The sequence below is a fragment of the Sedimentibacter acidaminivorans genome (genome assembly GCF_017873955.1).
GTDB lineage: Bacteria > Bacillota > Clostridia > Tissierellales > Sedimentibacteraceae > Sedimentibacter > Sedimentibacter acidaminivorans.
In genome coordinates, this window is the sequence record NZ_JAGGKS010000003.1 from 46,184 (window position 1) to 66,879 (window position 20,696).

Genomic DNA, 20,696 nt, shown 5'->3' on the forward strand with positions numbered 1-20,696 from the left:
ATCTGTGCCGCAACTGCACAATGTTATTTCATGAAATTTAGTTTAATTATGCGTGTGTTTCTTTCTTGATCTTGCACAAACAATGTGTATATGCCTTGTTCTGCTGTAAATGTTCCGGCCTTTGACAAAAAATTTCCATTTCTTTTGAAATATGCATTGTCATAACTGTCACTTTCGCCTTTTTTAAACTTTGCGGTATAACTGCCTTCGATTCCAACAAATTCAATATGTGTAATGCCAGAAACTGACAATTCCACATTAGTTGTAACAAGACTTGTTAAGTCAATTACATTGTTTTCTACAATTGCTACAGCTGAATCTATGTCTAGAACATGAACTCTTCTAGTTTTTATGCTTGTATTTCCTGCACTGTCAGTCACCGTGTAGGTTACATTATAAAAATTAGTATTTGTTGCTACCGATGTATTTACATTGTTAACGGTTGATATACCATTAGTAATGTCAAAATCTCTATTGTCATATGCTGTTGCCCCTTTGTCATAATAAACGTCTCCCAATTTAATATATACATCTTCTTTGCCTGTAATATTAATTTCCGGAAATATTGTATCAATATTAGTAATTGGAACTATAATAGTACCTGTATTGCCATACTTGTTGCTTACTTCTATATTGTATTTGCCGTTAGCATTTACTATCAAAGAGCCAACTAAATCTTTTCCTGAAGCTGTCAAATTAATTTGAGCAGTTCCATATCTAAGTTTTGCACTTTCATCTACTCCATTAACAATAGTAAAATTAATTTCAACGGGTTTGTTTGTAACAATATTAGAATATTCAACAGTTACTTTAGGAACATTTTTATCTATCCAAGTAACATTTGCTTTTAAAGTTCCTTCTTCGCCTTCACCATCTACAACATTTATTTGACTGTAGCTAAAATCCTTGTAACCATTTGATTTAAACACATAAGTTGGCGATGCATCTCTTTCTATTTCTGATATTGTTCCATTTACATCAATAACATCAACTTTTTCAAATCTCTTAATTGCCCTGTTCGACAACATAGAAACTATAACATCTCTATTTGTATAATTTGTGGTGCTGTAATTTAGTTGAGTTAACAATTCAGTTTTATTAATTTCATCAATTATTAGGCTGTAATTCATAACATTTCCCAAAGTATCTGTAAATGTTAAATTTTGAATCGAAATTGGTTCTAGTCCCTCTGAAATTTCAGGTTTATAAGCCATAACATATTTGTATGCATAACTCGTGTTTGATTCTAAAATATCTTCAGCCTTAAAGTTTAAAGAGCCACTCAACTTAACAGGTCTTGACATTAAATTATCATGATGGAATGTTATTTCAACTATAATATTTTGTTTAGTTTGATAACCTTCTGGAATTTTAATGCCTTTTTCTCCCATGTCCGTATCAATTATTCCATCATCATTAAAGTCATACCACACATATTTTGCAATGGTTGGTTCAGGACATTTCTTGTTAATCCAATCGACTGATGATACATATTCATTTATATTTCCAAAAGCATCCTTAGCAATAAAACTGTATTTGCCATTTTTATTAAATAAATAATTATTTGAATTATTATTGTTTAATACAATCAACATTGTATTTAAATTTGCATCAACATCATCTTTTGTGAGAGAAGGTCCTTCTTTGTTATATGTTATTGCTGTTGATGAGGTAGAAGTTGCAATAGTTGGTGTATAAACTTCATCAATAAAATCAATTTTTAATATATAATCAATACTTTGGTCATTTGCAAATGTTACATTAAATACATATGTTCCGTTCATATTAATTGTTGCTGATGCAGATACATTATTATTTGCATCTTGAACTACAGAATCAATAACATGATATTTATCGTTTATTACTGCTCCAGGAGGCATTGTTATTGTAGTTTTTAAAGGACTTGCTACTTTACCAACTGTTGGCTTAATAGGATTAAATGATGTATTTATATCTTCTGCGACATACTCTATATCATTAACGGTGATTTTATCAGCAAAGAAATTGTTGTTGTAATTATATACCAACAAATAATCTCCATTGTCATAAATTTCCGTTTTACCTGAATTATCAAAAATGTGTGGTTTTCCATTTTCTTTATATAAAGTATATTTAGAATAGTCATCAATGTTATTTAATGTAATTATTCTGTTGGTTCTTGAATAGTTCATATCAGAAATTGTGTTGCCTTTGAAGTAAGAAGTTATCATACCCGAATCTGCACCATTTACATTAACAGTGCATTTAATTGCTCCAGAACTTGTAACAAGGCTTGGTATCAATCCTGCTATTTCATGGTCTGATAATTTAAACATTTTATCTAACTTTATCGCAGTTGAAGAAGTTGTGGTGTTAAACATATCATAAACTTCTACAGTTGCTATTTTATTTATATCTTCTGGTTTTGTAGTAATTTTAATTGGAACATAACTCTTAATTCCATTTTCAAGACCGTAATAACCGTCATTTGTTTCACCAATATTTACTACAGTATCATTTACAACTTCAAGAGTATCAACACTGGTTAAATTTATTTTTTCTGATCTGTATATATTATCCCATGCTTTTACGAGAAGATATATGTTGTGATTAAATATGCTTTTCTTTTGGTTTGAAAATATATCTGTACCAGTAGTGCCAATATTTGCTGTAGACCAATTTTCTGGCAAGTCAATAATATTTTCTGTCCACCTGTAAGATATATCAATATTGTTTTGATTTATAACAACTTTTGTTCCGGTTTTATCTGTAATTTTATTGATTTCTACAGAATACTTCAAAAGAGTTTGAACTATATTAAAAGGTACAATTGACTTAAATACTATTGTATTATTTGAGGAATTGTATATTTCAATTTTTTCTAGTTCATAAATTCCACTTACCCCATTTGTATCAATTAACTCAGGATATGGAATATTTAACGCTTCAACATTGGTGTTTTCACCATTTTCATTAATGAAACTAATATCATATTCCTTAACAACAGTATTCTCTGCATTCGATTGTTCTTTCCATGAAACTTTCATCTTGTCAGCCTTAGTTAATTCTTCAATGTTATATAACTTATCGTCAATAGCTACAAATAGGCTTTTATTGTTATAAACCTTGTCAGTTGCCGTAATACAAAATCTTTTTTCATTTATTTCTTCATTTAATACATTATATGGCCCGAAGAATTTTTCTGCATACTTACCATTTGAATTTATTGCATAAACTGCAAGGTAATATGTTTTTAATAAATCATTTCCTGTAACTAAATCTTTATTCATTGAAGCGGAAAAATCAATTTCATTTGAAGTAATATCGACATTTGTACCGCTAATTGCACCTTTAGTTGTAATTAAGGATGTGTTAAGGCTTTCCATCCAGCCATATTTAACTTTTTTAAGAGATACTATTGGTTCTTCAATATGAACAGATATACCATCACTGTTGTATTGTGTAACAGTTTTATATGTATTAACTGTTCCATTAGAAAGGGTTACACTAGGAGGTATATTTGATTTTTTTATAACGGCTATATTGTTATTAAATACTTCAACATTATTTCTAGTAACATATTTCATGTGTATTCTTTTCTCTCCCGAATGAGCAACAAACGAGTCTCCAGCTCTTTCCATATTAGTCAAGGATGCCCTAAAATCAGCTTTTAATAATCTTGGATCACTTGTAGCTTCAAATTCCGTTCGTATGAAGACTTTATCACCAAAATTGCTATCCCATAAATCCTTGTTTAACACGCTCATTTCTGAAACTGCATAAATACTTCCATTTTCAGCTAGTATATTTTCTTGAAATTCTACTATATTTTTATTAGATAACTCAAGAAGTACATCTTTTAGTTCTGCTGAATTTTTATTGTAGGTAACAGTAAAGTCAAGATTTTGAGTTGATTGATTATATAAAATGTTGCTTATTCCTATAAGGGGACTTTCTATTTTTACATTAATTTTCTTAACTGTTACATCTCCAGATTTAGAATACAGTGATACAGTGACAGTGTAATTACCAGTTGTATTTTTAATTGCTGATATAGGAATATCATATTGGTTATCATTAATTTTTGTAATAGAGTATAGACTTTCAAGTATAGTGTTTGAACCAGTAGGGCTGATAAAATATTCTATTTTATCAAAATTAGCTTGATTTACAGTTACATTAAATCCTATGTCTTTTATGTGATTGCTTATAGTCCCGTAGTGGGATTCAACTGTTTCATTTGAATTTTGATTTGAACATTCACAACCTCTATTTATAAATTCTCCATCAACTGGGCTGCTTTTAATCAAATTTAGTAGTGTTCCTTCATCTTTTTCTATATCATTTTGGTCACTGCTTTTTGATACAAAGATACCAGTTCTAAATACTGGGTATATAGAAATATCATCACCTATGCTTGGAATAACATACAAATATCCATTTTTAAATTGAGGTTTCAAATATTCTGTAAAACCATCAGAATAATAACTAACAGGTATTTTTAATTTTTCAGTTTCATTGCTGCTTGGCTTGAACAAAACACTTTGCCATGTTTTAACATCTCCTGTTGGTATGGAAGAATTACTGTTTACCCATTTGTAATATATTTTAGCACCATTAAGCCGGTTTGCAGGAACTATTGATTCATCTGTTTTTAATGTCATCGTTGTAAGAGCATGTAGCTGTGCACCATCTACAACATTTGTAGGCAAAATATCAAACTTTGCTCCGCTGTTTTGCAAAGATAGTTTAACAGGGTCATTATTTGATATAAAGAACATCTTATACCGATAAAAAGCAGTTTTGTTTTTAGCTAAATCTAAGCTTTCAGCATATAAATTGTAAAGTCCAGTCTTTTCTGGTTCTGCTATTTCAAATAGTTGTTCTTTTTTTGCTGTTGAAATTTTTTGATTTTCCAAATCGTCTAAATTCCAAACTGAAAATGTATTTGAAATACCTTCATGTGTTAAATTATAACTAACGCTTGATAGACCATATTGATCTCCAAATCTTGTTGCATTGGAAGATGGATGAGAAGTATAGGGAGCTCTTAAGTCGATAATTTTATTTATTTGTGCTACTTCTGTAATTGATTGAGAAATTTGATTGCCAAATGTATCTATTGCATTTAAATTAGATAACTTAACTTTATCCCAATGATGACCTTTAACTTGAGATAGATCAATTCTAAATTTGTATGTTACATTTCCATTGGTATAATCTATATTATTTTCTCCTACATAAATTAAGTTTGCTGATCTTTCAATACTTTCTGGATAAAATCCATCAATTGCTCTAACCAAAGAAACTCTGTTTCCAGTTCCAAATGTACAATTTTCACTCATTGTAACATAAAGCAATGGTTCATTTTTGTCTGCATTTTGCTGGATGTATTCATTTTGGGATGCTATACTAATTACATATGGGGCAGTTTTATCAGTTATTTTTGCATACAAGGAACGTACATCAAAATTTAAACCTTTATTTAATACTCCACCAAATCTTTCGCCATAACCTCCGAATAATACATATTTTGCATCCTTTCTTATATTTGCTGTAGCCGTCATGCTGTTCCAATTATTGTTAGAGTCAAGGGGTGCGCTGAAATTATCATTTAGCCAGCTACCATTGCTGCTATATGGAGTTATAAAAGCCTTGCCTATATCTCCATCATAGTCATAATTTCTAAATGTCACAGTGCTTTCTGCAGATAGCTGACCCTTTATTGCTGCTCCAATCATTTTGGATTCTTCCAAGTTTAAGCAAAATGCAAAAGAACCAGTACCTCTTTCGCCTGGACTTATGAAATTATATGTGCCATCACTTTTTCTCGTCCAAGTTGAAATATCCGTAAAATAAATGTCATCATAAAGAGGTCCTTTAGTTTTTTCAGGAATAGGAGTATTAGTATTGTTAAAATCATATAATATATCTTTATATTGATATCCGTCGTTCAATTTTGGACATATCATATTTGTTACTCCTACACTGGCATATGCATTATTAAGAGGAATCATTAATAGGACCATCATTATTGCAAGACATATTGCAATTGTTTTTTTAAACATTTTTTCCCTCCTTTCTTTTATTTGAAATCTTCAAAAATTGCGAACTATTTCTTCAATGTTAAGGTTCACCTGAAAAGTTCCCATGTTCCATTCTAGGTGAGTGGGAAATAATTCCACACGCTTCCATACATTTAAGTCACGAAGTGGGCTGAAACGAAACTGTTTTAATAGATGTATCATGGGGAATCTTATTTCATAATAATTATCAAAAACTATACTTAAAGTGTAATCATTATTTGGTGTTACGCTGTTAAAATAAAGTATAAAAATCACCTCCACATAAAAAATATTCCCCTATATTTTACATTATAAGGGAATATTTTTTATTTAGTATCCATCAAAAAGACGTATTTATATAACTATATTATATTAAACTGAGAAGCTTTACTTAGTGCATCACTTTTTTTATTTACTTCAAGTTTTATGTATATGTTTTGTATGTGAGTTCTTACTGTTGCTGTAGATATAAACAACTTTTTAGAAATTTCACTTCGGCTCATACCTTTTGCTATTAACTTTAAAATTTCAGTCTCTCTTGAAGTTAATAAATTGTTATGAAATGATGGCTTTGAAATAATGTCAGAATAATTAGTGCATAACAAAGTGAGTTTAGAAATATACTCCATATCTATTTCATCACACTTATTAAAATATTTAAGTATTGGCAATAAGTTACAGCCATTTTCTGCAAATGGCATTACTATATTATCTGCTTGACCAATAAAAAGAGCTTTCTTTAACCATATTATTGATTTTTCAATGTTACCTCTTTTAAAAACTGCAATGGATAAATGTATATAATTATGTAAGAAACCAAGCTGATTGTTAAATATACTAAAATAAGAGTTGAAGGTTTCACACAAAGCTTCAGATTTTGACCATTTTTTGGACAATATAAGAGCTTTGCCATACACAACGTAAGAAAATACTGCGCCTTGCATCAAAAGAGAATTCATTGACATATCACCTTTTTTAATCCAACTTGGAATTTTCTCATAATCACCGGTACATGCATATATATAACCCAAACATAAATCGTATGTATTTAGAAGTATGGATTCAATATTTGATGATACTTCATCATTTAAATCATTAAGCATTTGAAGTGCTTCTTGATATTTATTTTGATATAAATAAAGTCTAGCAATAGTAAATGTAGCACATACAACCATAGATGTTTGATTTTTAGGTCGCGCTTGATAAATTGTTCTAAGTGCATTTACTTCAACTTGATTAAAATCGCCTGTCTCTAAAGCATATTCAGCAGAACATAGAGCTTCAGAACCTAAACCTGCTCCTCCTGATGCCTTTGCATATTTTTCTAATGGCATTTCTGCTATTTTTTTGAAAGATCCTGATTCTTTATAATAAATATATGTTAAATGAGGACTACCAAAAGAAAACGGACCTTGATGACTGGAGATTATTGAAGCATTGCCTTTAAGTAAATTAAGAACTGAATCAGTATGTTGAAGCATCAGTTCTAAATTGTTAAATGAAAGAAAAACTTTAATTAAATGGATTGCAGCTCTTATTTCTAATTCTTCCTGCTCCTTATAGTTTTTATATGGCATTTCATTTTCAAACTGCTTTAATAGTTCAATACCAAGTTTTTTATCACCAGTTATAATAAACATTAGAATAAATTTTAAGTAAGCAATTGGGTGATTATCCTTATCAGTTTTAGGTATTGAATTAAAATAATAAAACATCATAGGTCTGTCATTTGCTTTAATGTACAAAGATGGTCTTTCAAGTTCTTTAAGCATTGAAATATAATCTTCTCCTAAAAAAAGATAATAAAAAGCTTGATCAATATCATGCTTTTGTAAATACCAATTACCTGCATTGCGACATATTTCTTTAATGTCAATTCCTACTTTATTAGCTTCATTTTTTAAAAAACTGCGAAATACATTATGGATTGTATATGTATTTGTTCTTAAATCAAGTTGTATAAAGGCATTCTCCCTGCACAGATCATCAATGATATCTCTAATTGATTCTATACCTGTAGAATAGACTGCTAGCTCTATTGTAAAGTTATTAATTACAGACAACGCACATAGAGCTTTTTTTGTTTCACTATTATAATGTTCATATAATGCATTTTTAAGCAAATCTTGAATTGCAGTAATATTTTCTAAAGGTATTCCATCATATAAACCTCTATAAATAAGATAAAGCGCTGCAACCCAGCCATCAGCTATATTTTGAATTTGGTTAATTTTTTCTTTATTAATTGATATAGACATGTTTGAAAAATATTGTTGTACATCTTTATCATTAAATCTAAATGTATTTTGATCAATTTTATATACGAGATTCTTTACAATAAGTTCAGTCAAATCTATTTTAAGTAAGTACCGGCTTATAATTACTAAATGTAAATTTGGTATAGATTGTTTTGCTAACATTTCTAACAAACCGTTCAAGTTATCGTTTTCCGAGAATTGATAATCATCCAGCACTAATATAAAATCTTTGTCAGGAGAATATGAAATTAACGTATCCATTATTCTAGTTTTTTGCATGCTATCTTGAGGAAATCCAAGTCCATCTAAAATGTTTCCAAGCTTTTTATTAACTTCTGATATCCTATTTATTAATAAAGACCAGAAGTATCCTGTATTTTTTGCAGATTCATTAAGCGGTATCCAAATATGTTCAATTTTATTTAGTGATAAAAATTCTCTAACAGCTGTTGACTTTCCATAACCCATAGGTGCAGTTGCTATTGTAAGGGGATAATTCATAATTTCTTTCAACTCATTATTAACATTATATCTATTAAGTATTTTATGATATTTATACATAATATTCCCTCCCATATTAATAATAGCATAATTGTTAAAAAATACAATAATTTTTATTTAGAACGGCTTTAAATTAACTATAATTAGTATTATGATATTTTTAATTTAAACGAATAAAAATACCCATCTTTTCAGATGGGTATAAATTAATTAAATTTATTTTATTTTATTTTCAATGTCATCAAATTCTAAAAGCTTTTGTAGAGATAACATAACACCTAATTTAGCGTGATCATAGAATAAACCACCTTGTATGTATGCTATATATGGTTCTCTCATAGGTGCATCAGCACTTAATTCTATAGATGAACCAGAAACGAATGCTCCTGAAGCCATTATTACTTCATTTGTATATCCTGGCATATCCCATGGAACTGGAGAAACATGAGCATCTACTGGTGAAGCACTTTGTATTGCCTCACATATTTTAACAACCATATCTTTGTTGTTAAACTTTATAGCTTGAACAATGTCACTTCTATCGTCTTCTAACTCAGGTGTTACTTCAAAACCTAGTGATTTATATACTCCTCCAAATAGAAGCGCTCCCTTTAAGGCTTCGCTTACTATGTGAGGAGCAAAAAATAATCCTTGCATTGTATTCCTTGTAGTTCCAAAGGTTAGACCGATTTCTTTTCCTACGCCAGGAGCTGTCAGACGGTTTGCTACTCGATCAATAATAGCTTTTTTACCAGCAACATATCCACCTGAAAGAGAGATTCCACCACCTGGGTTTTTAATCAAGGACCCCACAATTACATCTGCTCCAATATCTGATGGCTCAATTGTATCAATGAATTCTCCATAGCAATTATCTACCATTATATATATATTCGGATATGTTTTGCGTATTCTTTCTATTGCAGTTTTTATTTTAGACATAGTTAATGCTGGACGGAAACTGTAACCGGTAGAACGCTGAATCATCAATAACTTTGTTTTCATTGTCACTGCTTTTATAGCATTTTCCCAGTCTATGTCATTGTTATAAAGAGGAATTTCTTTATATATAACTCCAGCTTCTTTTAAATTACATGGTTCATTACCCTCTTCCCCCAAAACTGTTAAGAGTGTGTCATATGGTTTACCCGAAATTGCAATGACTTCATCACCATACTTTAAAATAGATGATAAGGTTAAATACAATGCATGTGTACCTGATGCAATAGATGGTCTTACAAGTGCATCTTCAGTATTAAATACTGAAGCAAATATTTTTTCAACTTTTTCCCTTCCAATATCATCATATCCATAACCCGTATTCCAATAAAAATTAGTATAGTCAAGTTTGTGTTCCTGCATTGCAGCTATTACTTTATATTGATTGTATTCTCTAGTTTGTTCTATTTTATCGAAGTATTTATTCTTTATTTCTGATTCTATGCTTGTTACATAGTCGAAAACGGACTTATCTATCCCAAATTGTTTACATAATATATTTTCTGTCAGCATTTATTTCTCCTCTGTATTTTCTTTATCAAAAAGACGTATTGATTTTAATGGCAAAATTGATGAAGTTATTTTATTTGTTTAAAATGAAATTGTAAATATCTTCAATTACTAAGTCAATTTCTTTTGGAGTTGAAATTTCAAACCACTTAACGTTAGAATCCTTTAAAAACCAAGTAAATTGTCTCTTTGCAAATCTTCTGGTGTTTCTTTTTAGGATATTTACAGCATCTTCTAAATTTATTTTCCCGTCTATATATTCAATAATTTCTTTATATCCTATTCCTTGCATTGAAACTAAGTTTTTATCGTATCCTTTATTCATTAGTGTTCTAACTTCATCAACTAGTCCGTCAGATATCATTTTTTCTACTCTTCTATTTATTCTATCATATAAAATCTTTCTATCCATGTTTAAGCCAACTAAAATACAATCATATTTTTTACTGTGTTTTCTTATGTCAGTATTGAGTTCGGAAAATTTTTCACCTGTTATTTTATATACTTCCAATGCCCGCATTACTCTTTTTACATTGTTTTTGTGTATTTTTTCTGCTGATTCAGGGTCTACCTTTTTAAGCATTTCATATAAATAATCTTCTCCATGCTCATTGTACAAGGAATTATAGTAATCGCGTATTTTAGCATCTGATTTTGCATTTCCAAAATCAAGGTCATAAATTAATGAATTTACATATAAACCGCTTCCCCCTACTATTATTGGTATTTTATTTTCCAAAAGAATGTTATCAATTATATTTTCAGACATAGATTTAAAATCAGACACTGAAAAAGTCTCGTCAGGATTAATAATATCAATCATATGATGTTTTACACCCTGCTTTTCATCTTCAGTAACTTTAGCTGTACCTATATCCATTTCTTTATAAATTTGCATAGAATCAGCAGATAGTATTTCAGTATTAAATTTTTTAGCTAATTCAACAGAAACATAAGTTTTACCAACAGCAGTAGGTCCTACTATTACTATAATTTTATTATTCATATTTATTTCCTTTATAAAATTTAATTTTGTATTCTTTCAAACATTCTTTCAATTTCATATTTAGTCATTTTTATAATTACTGGTCTACCATGTGGGCAAGTATAAGGGTTGTGTGTATTTTTTAAATCATCTATAAGCCTCTTGACCTCTAACATGTGTAGTTTATCGCCTGCTTTTACAGATTTGACACATGCTTTTTTTATTATCTTATCTATTTCCAAATTTAATTTAGATTTATTTATATTCTTCAATGAATCTAAAACAGTATAAAATAAATCTTTTATATTTGCATTAGAGAAAATGATGGGAATATTATTTATAATTATAGAATTACTACCAAATACTTCTATTGTAAGTCCAATTTGTTCGAAAATTTCTTTGTTTTCTATAGATAAATAATAATCATCATATGAAAGATTTATAACTTCTGGAACTATTAGTTCTTGCTTTAGTATTTCCCTATTATTATATTGATATAAAAACTTTTCATAATTAATTCTTTCATGAGCAGCATGTTGGTCTATCATATACATTTCTAATGTATCTCTGCTTTCGCATATAATGTATGTATCCATCATAATACCTACTATTGATAACTCTGGAATACTATTTTTTGATAAATCATCTTTTTCATAATCATGAATTTCAATAAATGTTTGCTGTTCTTGTTCCTGTTTTGGTAAATATAGCTCATGGGCTATAGGTGTAGTGTATATCTTTTCTGTTGAAACATTATTTTCTTGAATTTCAAAATCTGTTTTTTCTTCCATTAATACAGATTCTTCTATTATATCATCAAAAATATGGTTTAAGTTAGCTTTATCACTCACATTAATTTCTGTATATTTAATATTATCATTATGATTTTCATATGATTTTTTATAATTATTTGTATAATCACTATAATTATTTTTGGAAAATTTATTTGATTGATTTTTTAAATTTGTATCAGAATCAATTACAATATAATCTTCGAAAATTGATTCTTCTTTGTTTTTCTTCTCAATATTATTATGAATTATGGTTTCTTTTTTTACTTCTTTAATTATATTATTTGTTCTTAACGATTTATATATTGCATTTTTAACTTCATTTAATATAAGTTCTTCATTTTGAAATCTTACTTCAGTCTTTGCTGGATGAACATTAACATCAACTAGTGTAGGATTAATTTCTAATTTTAAGAAACATGCAGGATACTTATTTTTAGGTAAAAGTGTGTAATATGCCGCTTCAATATAATAATTTATTCTTTTATGTTTAATATACCTTCCATTTACAAAAACCAACTGATTTTTTCTATTACCTCTGTAGTAGTTTAAATTACTGGTATATCCCTGTATTGAAATTAGATTACTTTGATAATTAACTGATAATAATGAATCATAAAGGTCCTTATCATATAAACTAGAAATAGTATTAATAAAATTATTGGTTTTAGGCGTTTTAAAAGCGATATTGTTATTATTAATATATTTAAATGAAATATTTTTCTTGCTCAAAGCAAGGGATGATACGATTTCATTAATATGACTGCTTTCCGAGGCATCACTTTTTAGAAACTTTTTTCTTGCAGGTACGTTATAAAAAAGCTCAGTTACAGATATTGTAGTACCCACAGGACAACCAATATCTTCCTTTAATGTAACTTCTCCACCTTTTATTACAAGTTTTACTCCGTATTGTTCATCAATAGTTCTGGATATAACCTCTATTTGTGAAACTGCTGCTATACTTGCTAAAGCTTCTCCTCTAAATCCTAATGTAAAAAGAGAATTCAAGTCATCAGAAGTTTGAATTTTACTGGTACAGTGCCTTTTAAAGGCATCTTCTATTTCACCTCTGTCAATTCCTTTTCCATTGTCAGTTATTCTTATTAAGTTTTTACCGCCGTTTTTTATTTCTATAATTATTTCATCCGATCCTGCATCTATTGAGTTTTCAACTAGTTCTTTAACAATTGATTTGGGATTCTCTATAACTTCTCCAGCAGCTATTTTATTAATTGTATCATTATCTAATAGGTGTATTATTTTCGCCATTAAATTACCTTCTTATTAATTATCTAATTTCTTTGCTTTTTCAATTATTTCATTTAATTTAGTCATTGCTTTCATTGGAGTTAAATTATTAATATCAATATTTTTCACCGAAGTTTCTATGAAATTTTTATATATTTTATCATTAGAATTTTCACTTATAAAATTTTGTCTAGATTTTTCTGAATCTTCTTTGCCAAAAAGGGATACCTGGAAATTGTCATTTATTCGGTCTTTTTTCCTTTTAGCAAATGGTTTATTAATATCACTTTCATCTAGTTGAATCAATATTTCATTTGCTCTTTTTACTACCTCATTAGGAAGGCCAGCTAGGTTGGCAACTTGTATACCATAGCTTCTATCAACGCTTCCTTCAGCTATTTTGCGTAAAAATATTATTTTATCATCAGCTTCTTTAATTAAAATTCTATAATTTTTTACACTTTTCAATTTGCTTTCTAACTCTGATAATTCGTGATAGTGCGTTGCAAATAATGTTTTTGCTTTTATTTTTTTAGTAATATACTCAACTACACTCCATGCGATGCTTAAGCCGTCGTATGTGCTTGTTCCTCTACCTATTTCATCAAGTATTAGCAAGCTGTTTTCAGTGGCGTTGTTTAAAATATTTGATACTTCAGACATTTCTACCATAAATGTACTTTGCCCTTGAGATAAATCATCAGAAGCACCAACTCTAGTAAATATTTTATCTAATACACATATTTCAGCAGATTTAGCAGGTACAAAACTTCCGATGTGAGTCATGAGTGCTATAAGTGCGACCTGTCTCATATACGTTGATTTTCCTGCCATATTTGGACCTGTAATAATGGACATCCTATGTTCCTTGTTATCTATATAGGTATCATTAGGTACAAATCTTTCGTTTTTAATAATACGTTCTATTACAGGATGTCTACCATCTACTATATTGATGAACCCCTTACTATTTAGTTTAGGTCTAACATAATCATTTTTAACTGCTGCTATAGATAGAGAATTTAAAGTATCTATAATCGCAATACTATGTGCTGTTTTTTGAATTCTTTTTACTTGTTCTTTTATATACTGTCTAATATTTAAAAATAAATCATATTCTAGTTTCATAACTTGTTCATCTGCATTTAATATTTTTGCTTCCATTTCTTTTAGTTCAGGAGTGACGTATCTTTCGCAGTTAGCAAGGGTTTGTTTTCGAATATAATGTTCAGGTACGCTTTTTAAATAGGATTGAGTAACTTCTATATAATATCCAAAAACTCTTGTATATCCTATTTTTAAGTTCTTAATACCTGTCTTTTCACGTTCTGTGTTTTGAAGTTCTGATATCCATGACTTACCGCTTATAGTTATTTCTTTTATTTCGTCTAAGTCACAATTATAACCAGATTTAATTAGTCCACCTTCCTTTATAGAAACAGGCGGTTCTTCAATAATAGAATTATTAATTAATTCATAAATATCATTTAGTATATCAAAGTCGGTATAAATACTTGATATTAATTTGGAATTCAATTGTGATATTTCCATTTTAAAATCAGGAAGACCAGAAACTGATTGTTTTAAGGCTATTAAATCTCTACCGTTACAGTTGCCATAAACAATTCTACTTATGAGGCGCTCTATATCATATACGTTTTTCAGATAACCTTTTATATTGTTTGATATCATAACATTATTGTATAGCTCATCTACAGAATCAAGCCTATCATTTATAGGATTAATATTTTTTAAAGGTTCTTCAATCCATTTTTTTAATTGTCTCCCACCCATTGCTGTTTGTGTATTATCCAATATATGATAAAGTGTTCCAGAACCTCTTTTTCCTTTTACTGTTTCTATTAATTCAAGATTTTTTCTTGTATTAGAATCAATACTAAGGTATTCGCCTACACTATAAAAAAATATTTTATTTATATGATCTAAAGATATTTTCTGTGTTTGATTTAAATAATTTATTAACATTCCAAGAGATATAATTGCATATTTATTTTCGGTTATTCCAAAAGAATCTAAAGAAACAACATTAAAATGATTAAGAATTATTTCTTTATACTCTACAGCACTTAGTATATTAGTAGTACATGTAATCTTGCTATTTAATAAATCATTGTTAGTATATGAATTAGAAATAATTTCTGACGGATTTACTTTATCTATTTCCTCTTTAAACAAACTATATGAAGGTTCATTTTGTAAATTGAAATTATCATTATCTATATTTTCAGTAACATATAAATCACCAGTTGAAACATCTACATATGACATGCCAAACCCATTTTCTAAATATGTGCAACACAAATAATTGTTTGCTTTTTCATCGAGCATACTTTGGTCTATTACTGTTCCAGGAGTAATAACCCTTACTACATCTCTTTTAACAATTCCTTTTGATGCGGATGGATCTTCTATTTGCTCGCAAATTGCAACTTTATATCCGTTTTCTATTAACTTAGAAATGTAATTATCTACCGCATGATGAGGAACTCCACACATAGGTGCTTTTTCTTCTTGACCGCAGTCTCTTCCTGTTAAAGCAATTTCTAAAACTTTAGAAGCAGTCAGTGCATCATCGAAAAACATTTCATAGAAATCACCTAGTCTATAAAGCAATATGCAGTCTTTATATTGCTCCTTAATGCTGAAATATTGCTGCATCATAGGTGTATATTTTGCCATCTATTAAACCTCCAATTGTTCTTCTATTGTTCTAAAACACCTTCCATGTGGAATGTTTTAACATTTGTTATTTTTACATTTACTATTTGACCTATTAAGTCTTCACTACCCTTAAAATGAACAAGTTTAAAATGCTCAGTCCTACCAGTCAAGAAATTTTCACTACTTTTGCTCACAGACTCAACTAAAATACTATATGTCTTGCCTATGCACAATCTATTTTTCTCATAGGTAATAGGGTACAATACATCTAGAAGTTCATTAAATCTTTTGTGTTTAGTTTCATCTGGTATTTGATCTTCCATTAAAGCGGCTTTTGTTCCTTCTCTAATAGAATACAAGTAAGTGAATGCTGAATCATATTCTACCTTTTTAACAATATCAACTGTTTCTTTAAAGTCTTCCTCTGTTTCACCAGGGAAACCAACTATTATATCAGTAGTTATTGAAGCATCAGGTATTTCTGATTTTATTTTTGACACGATATTAAGGTAATGTTCTTTAGTATATTTACGATTCATTTTATCTAAAATATTGTTACTACCTGATTGTATAGGTAAATGTATGTGATTACATATTTTATCACACTCTTTTATTACTCGAATCAAATCATCTGTTAAATCTTTTGGATGGGATGTCATAAAACGAATTCTTTCTATGCCATCAATTTTATTAAGTTCAAGTAGTAAATTAGCAAAAGTAAATTTGTTTTCTAATGAATTACCATATGAATTAACATTTTGACCTAATAGTGTTATTTCTTTGCAACCATCTTCAGCCAGTTTGGTTACCTCATTTATAATATCTTGTGGTTCTCTTGATTTTTCTCTACCTCTAACATATGGTACTACGCAATATGAACAAAAATTATTGCATCCATATGTTATATTAACTAATGCCTTGTAATTATATTTTCTCGTTTTAGGCATATTTTCATATATTAGTTCAGTGTTATCTATTATTCCAATGCTTCTATGGTTATTAAAATCTACATTATAAATTAAATCAGGCAGTTCATGTATGGTGTTAGTACCAAAAATAATATCAACAAAAGAAAAAGATTTCAATATTTTTTCTCTTATTTCTGGTTTTTGCATCATACATCCACAAATTGCAACAAGCATATCTGGTTTGCTTCTTTTTAATCCTTTTATTTCTCCGAGCTTACCAAAAACCTTAAGTTCTGCATTTTCTCTAATAAGGCATGTATTAAAAATAACCAAATCTGCATTTTTTTCATCTTCTGTTTCTTCATATCCTATAGAGTTTAATATGCCTGATATTTTTTCGGAATCATGTTCATTCATCTGGCATCCATAAGTTAATATATTAAAAGTTTTTCTTTTTCCATTAATCATAAAAAATTGTTCATTATTATTTTTTATTTCAATTATTTTTTTGTTAGTAAGGTTTATATCCTCAATTGAAGTACTTACTACATCTGTTTTTCTTTTGCTCATAAAAAAGCCTCCAAATTTCTATTAAAACATTGTAATATTAATGTATATCTTGACTATTATATCATTTAAATAATATTAGTTCAACTATAAAATTAAAGATGTGACTGTGACTGTACAGTGTAGAATTGAAAAAAATAAAATTAATTATTTCATTTTTTGAATATTTAATGTAAAATACTTAAGAAAGAAAAGAAAGGAAGATAAAATAAATTATGAATATAGATTTAATAAATAAAAGACGAATATTTGGAATCATATCTCACCCGGATGCTGGAAAAACTACTTTAACAGAAAAACTGCTGCTTCATGGGGGAGCAATTCGTGAAGCAGGAACTGTAAGGGCAAGAAAAAATTCAAAGTATGCTAAATCAGACTGGATGGAAATAGAAAAACAGCGTGGTATATCTGTTACATCTTCGGTAATGCAATTTGAATATGATAATAGGGTAATATCCATAATGGATACACCTGGACACAATGATTTTGGTGAAGACACCTACCGTATATTAACATCTGTTGATAGTGCTGTAATGGTTATAGATGCAGCTAAAGGTATAGAAGCTCAAACCAAAAAATTGTTTGAAGTATGTAGTATGAGAGGAATTCCTATTTTTACATTTATAAATAAATTAGACCGTCAATCCATGGACCCTCTTGAATCTATGCAGGAATTAGAAGAAGTTTTGGGAATGCCATCAGTTGCTGTTACATGGCCAATTGGTTGTGGTAAAGAATTTGAAGGAATATATGATAGATTAGAAAATGTAGTACATTTGTTCCGTAAAGATGATAATATTCAGTTAGATGAAGATGGTGTGCATGGAAGCAAGCTGGAAGGTGTACTAAATCCAGCAAACCTAAGTAATCTTAGATATGCAATGGAACTTCTTGATGGTGCAGGAAATGAATTCGATATTGAACTTATAAAATTGGGGAAATTATCACCAGTATTTTTTGGTTCTGCATTAGCTGATTTTGGTATTACACCATTTTTAAAACATTTCCTTGTCATGTCTCCTGCTCCTGGTATTAGAAAAACAACAACAGGTGAAGTTTCTCCATTAGATGAAACATTTAGCGGTTTTATATTTAAGATACAAGCAAATATGAATCCAGCTCATAGAGACCGTCTTGCATTTCTTAGGATATGTTCAGGAACTTTTGAAAGAGGTATGAATGTTACATTAACTAGAACAGGAAAGCAAATGAAATTAAGTCAATCAACACACTTGATGGCTAATGAAAGAGAAACTGTTGATGTTGCATATGCTGGTGACGTAATTGGTATATATGATTCAGGTACATTCCAAATTGGAGATTCTATAACAAATGGTAAAGAAAAAATCTTTTTCGAACCATTACCTACATTTCCACCGGAATTATTTATGCGTGTTAGTGCAAAAAATTCTCTTAAGGGAAAGAATTTTCAAAAAGGTGTAGAACAACTTGCTCAAGAAGGAGCAATACAAGTTTATAGAAATGAATATAATGAAGTTATACTAGGGGCAGTTGGAGTATTGCAGTTTGAAGTATTTGAGTATCGATTAGTTAATGAATATAACACTGATATTCGTATGGAAAATGTAGATTTTACTGTTGCACGCTGGGTTAAAACAGATAATCCTAATAGTTTGAAACAATATCAAAATTCAAGATGTATGGTAGTATATGACCGTTTTGATAGACCAGTACTTCTGTTTACAAATGAATATGCACTAAGAAGTTTCCAGGATCGTTATGAAGATGTTGAGCTTGTAGAGGCATTAGATATCAACCAAGAAATTATAGAATAACTAAGATGTTATTTATAGATGAAATCTATCCGTAATATTTATTAATGTATTTGATAGATTTCATCATAAAAAATATATGTAATATTAGCATGTACTTTAAATATTATTCATTAAAATTTTACTATTTGAATTTTATCTTCTATTAAAAGCTTAATGAAATCTAAGTTCACTAAGGTTTTAATAGAATTTTAATTACAGGTTCGTTTCTATCTGTGAATATATTCATAGCTTTTTCAGCATCATCCAGTGGCATTCTATGGGTAATCAATTTAGAAGTATCTATCTTGCCTAATTCTATCATTTTCATTAATTTATCCATATCTCCAAGATAACCTAAACCCATTCTAATTTGAATATTTTTCATGCAGAGTTCTTGCATTGGCAATTCAGCTGGTTTTGAATATAATGCTGGAAGAGATATTCTTCCACCAACACCTACACATCTAGTTGATTCAGATAGAGTACTACTACTACCAGCAGCATCTATAGCAACATCTGCACCTTTATTTCCAGTTAATTCAGATATTCTTGACAGAACATCTTCCTCAGAAGAGACAATTGTATAATCTGCTCCCATGGATTTCCCTATTTCCAATCTGAATTTATCACGGTTACCAACAAGTATAATTTGACCGGGATTGAACAATTTAGCTCCTACTATTGAGCATAAGCCAACTGGTCCTGCACCAAATACAACAACAGTATCTCCCATTTTAATATCAGCATTTTTTGCTGCACTATAACCAGTCGACAATATGTCTCCAACAAAAATTGCCTGCTCGTCTGTTACTGTATCAGGAATTTTTAATAGATTTACATGTGCATTTGGAACTCTTATGTACTCGCTTAATGCTCCATCAAGATTTCCAAATTCTTTTCCGCTACCATGAACTCCACCATTTAAGCAATGCTCAATGTTTCCATTTTTACAATATTCACATTGTCCGCAATATGGTGCAGCAGGTCCTGCTACACGATCGCCAGGTTTAAGATTATTAACATTTTTTCCTACCGATTCAATAATTCCAACATATTCATGTCCTAATACATAGCCTGGTTTTGTTGGGATATGGCCAGCAATAAGGTGCACATCGCTTCCACAAATTGATGTCAATGATACTTTAACTATTGCATCTGTATCATTTATTATCTCAGGTTTTTTAACTTCCATTAATGATACAATACCTTTTTCTTTAAAAATAAGTCCTTTCATTTTGTAAAATTCCTTTCTTTTAATGTTTGTAAATATCAAGATATGAAATATTTGTCGTCATATTCTGACATATCCAGTTTATAGTAAATTATATAATAAGTCAATGATAAATCACTTTCTGTTATGCTACTCTAGCAGACTTAAGATTCCTTTATTTTATGTTGTTAAAGGACTATTCAACATAAGTTCGT

10 protein-coding genes are annotated in these 20,696 nt (G+C 29.3%); 1 reads left to right on the forward strand and 9 read right to left on the reverse strand.

What is annotated here, in order from left to right; genetic code table 11:
* Positions 1-23: 23 nt before the first annotated feature.
* From J2Z76_RS05795 to miaB, 8 genes are all read right to left on the reverse strand, one after another.
* Positions 24-6,047, reverse strand: coding sequence for a DUF5011 domain-containing protein (locus J2Z76_RS05795; RefSeq protein ID WP_209511076.1), 6,024 nt, complete (start codon positions 6,045-6,047; stop codon positions 24-26).
* Between the two features lie 30 nt (positions 6,048-6,077).
* On the reverse strand, positions 6,078-6,326 hold the full coding sequence (locus J2Z76_RS17060) for a DUF2442 domain-containing protein (protein ID WP_209511077.1): 249 nt from the start codon (positions 6,324-6,326) through the stop codon (positions 6,078-6,080).
* An 80-nt stretch (positions 6,327-6,406) separates the two neighbouring features.
* A complete protein-coding gene (locus J2Z76_RS05805) occupies positions 6,407-8,863 on the reverse strand; it encodes a LuxR C-terminal-related transcriptional regulator (RefSeq protein ID WP_209511078.1) in 2,457 nt (818 codons plus the stop codon).
* A 156-nt stretch (positions 8,864-9,019) separates the two neighbouring features.
* Positions 9,020-10,315: a methionine gamma-lyase family protein gene (locus tag J2Z76_RS05810; RefSeq protein WP_209511079.1), complete on the reverse strand. Its 1,296-nt coding sequence runs from the start codon at positions 10,313-10,315 to the stop codon at positions 9,020-9,022.
* A gap of 70 nt (positions 10,316-10,385) precedes the next feature.
* Entirely contained in the window at positions 10,386-11,318 is a 933-nt protein-coding gene (gene miaA / locus J2Z76_RS05815; protein WP_209511080.1) for a tRNA (adenosine(37)-N6)-dimethylallyltransferase MiaA, read from the reverse strand.
* 20 nt (positions 11,319-11,338) lie between these two features.
* Positions 11,339-13,360 carry a DNA mismatch repair endonuclease MutL gene (gene mutL, locus J2Z76_RS05820; RefSeq protein ID WP_209511081.1) on the reverse strand — a complete coding sequence of 674 codons (2,022 nt, stop codon included), beginning with the start codon at positions 13,358-13,360 and terminating at the stop codon, positions 11,339-11,341.
* A gap of 15 nt (positions 13,361-13,375) precedes the next feature.
* Complete coding sequence (mutS, locus tag J2Z76_RS05825; RefSeq protein ID WP_209511082.1) at positions 13,376-16,039, reverse strand: DNA mismatch repair protein MutS; 2,664 nt, start codon at positions 16,037-16,039, stop codon at positions 13,376-13,378.
* 23 nt (positions 16,040-16,062) lie between these two features.
* Positions 16,063-17,499, reverse strand: a complete 1,437-nt coding sequence (gene miaB, locus J2Z76_RS05830) for a tRNA (N6-isopentenyl adenosine(37)-C2)-methylthiotransferase MiaB (RefSeq protein WP_209511083.1) — start codon at positions 17,497-17,499, stop codon at positions 16,063-16,065.
* 212 nt (positions 17,500-17,711) lie between these two features.
* On the opposite strand from miaB, the gene J2Z76_RS05835 reads away from it, so the two are divergent.
* Complete coding sequence (locus tag J2Z76_RS05835) at positions 17,712-19,292, forward strand: peptide chain release factor 3 (protein ID WP_209511084.1); 1,581 nt, start codon at positions 17,712-17,714, stop codon at positions 19,290-19,292.
* A gap of 169 nt (positions 19,293-19,461) precedes the next feature.
* On the opposite strand, the gene J2Z76_RS05840 is transcribed toward J2Z76_RS05835, so the two are convergent.
* Positions 19,462-20,505, reverse strand: a complete 1,044-nt coding sequence (locus J2Z76_RS05840) for a zinc-dependent alcohol dehydrogenase (RefSeq protein ID WP_209511085.1) — start codon at positions 20,503-20,505, stop codon at positions 19,462-19,464.
* Positions 20,506-20,696: the final 191 nt, after the last annotated feature.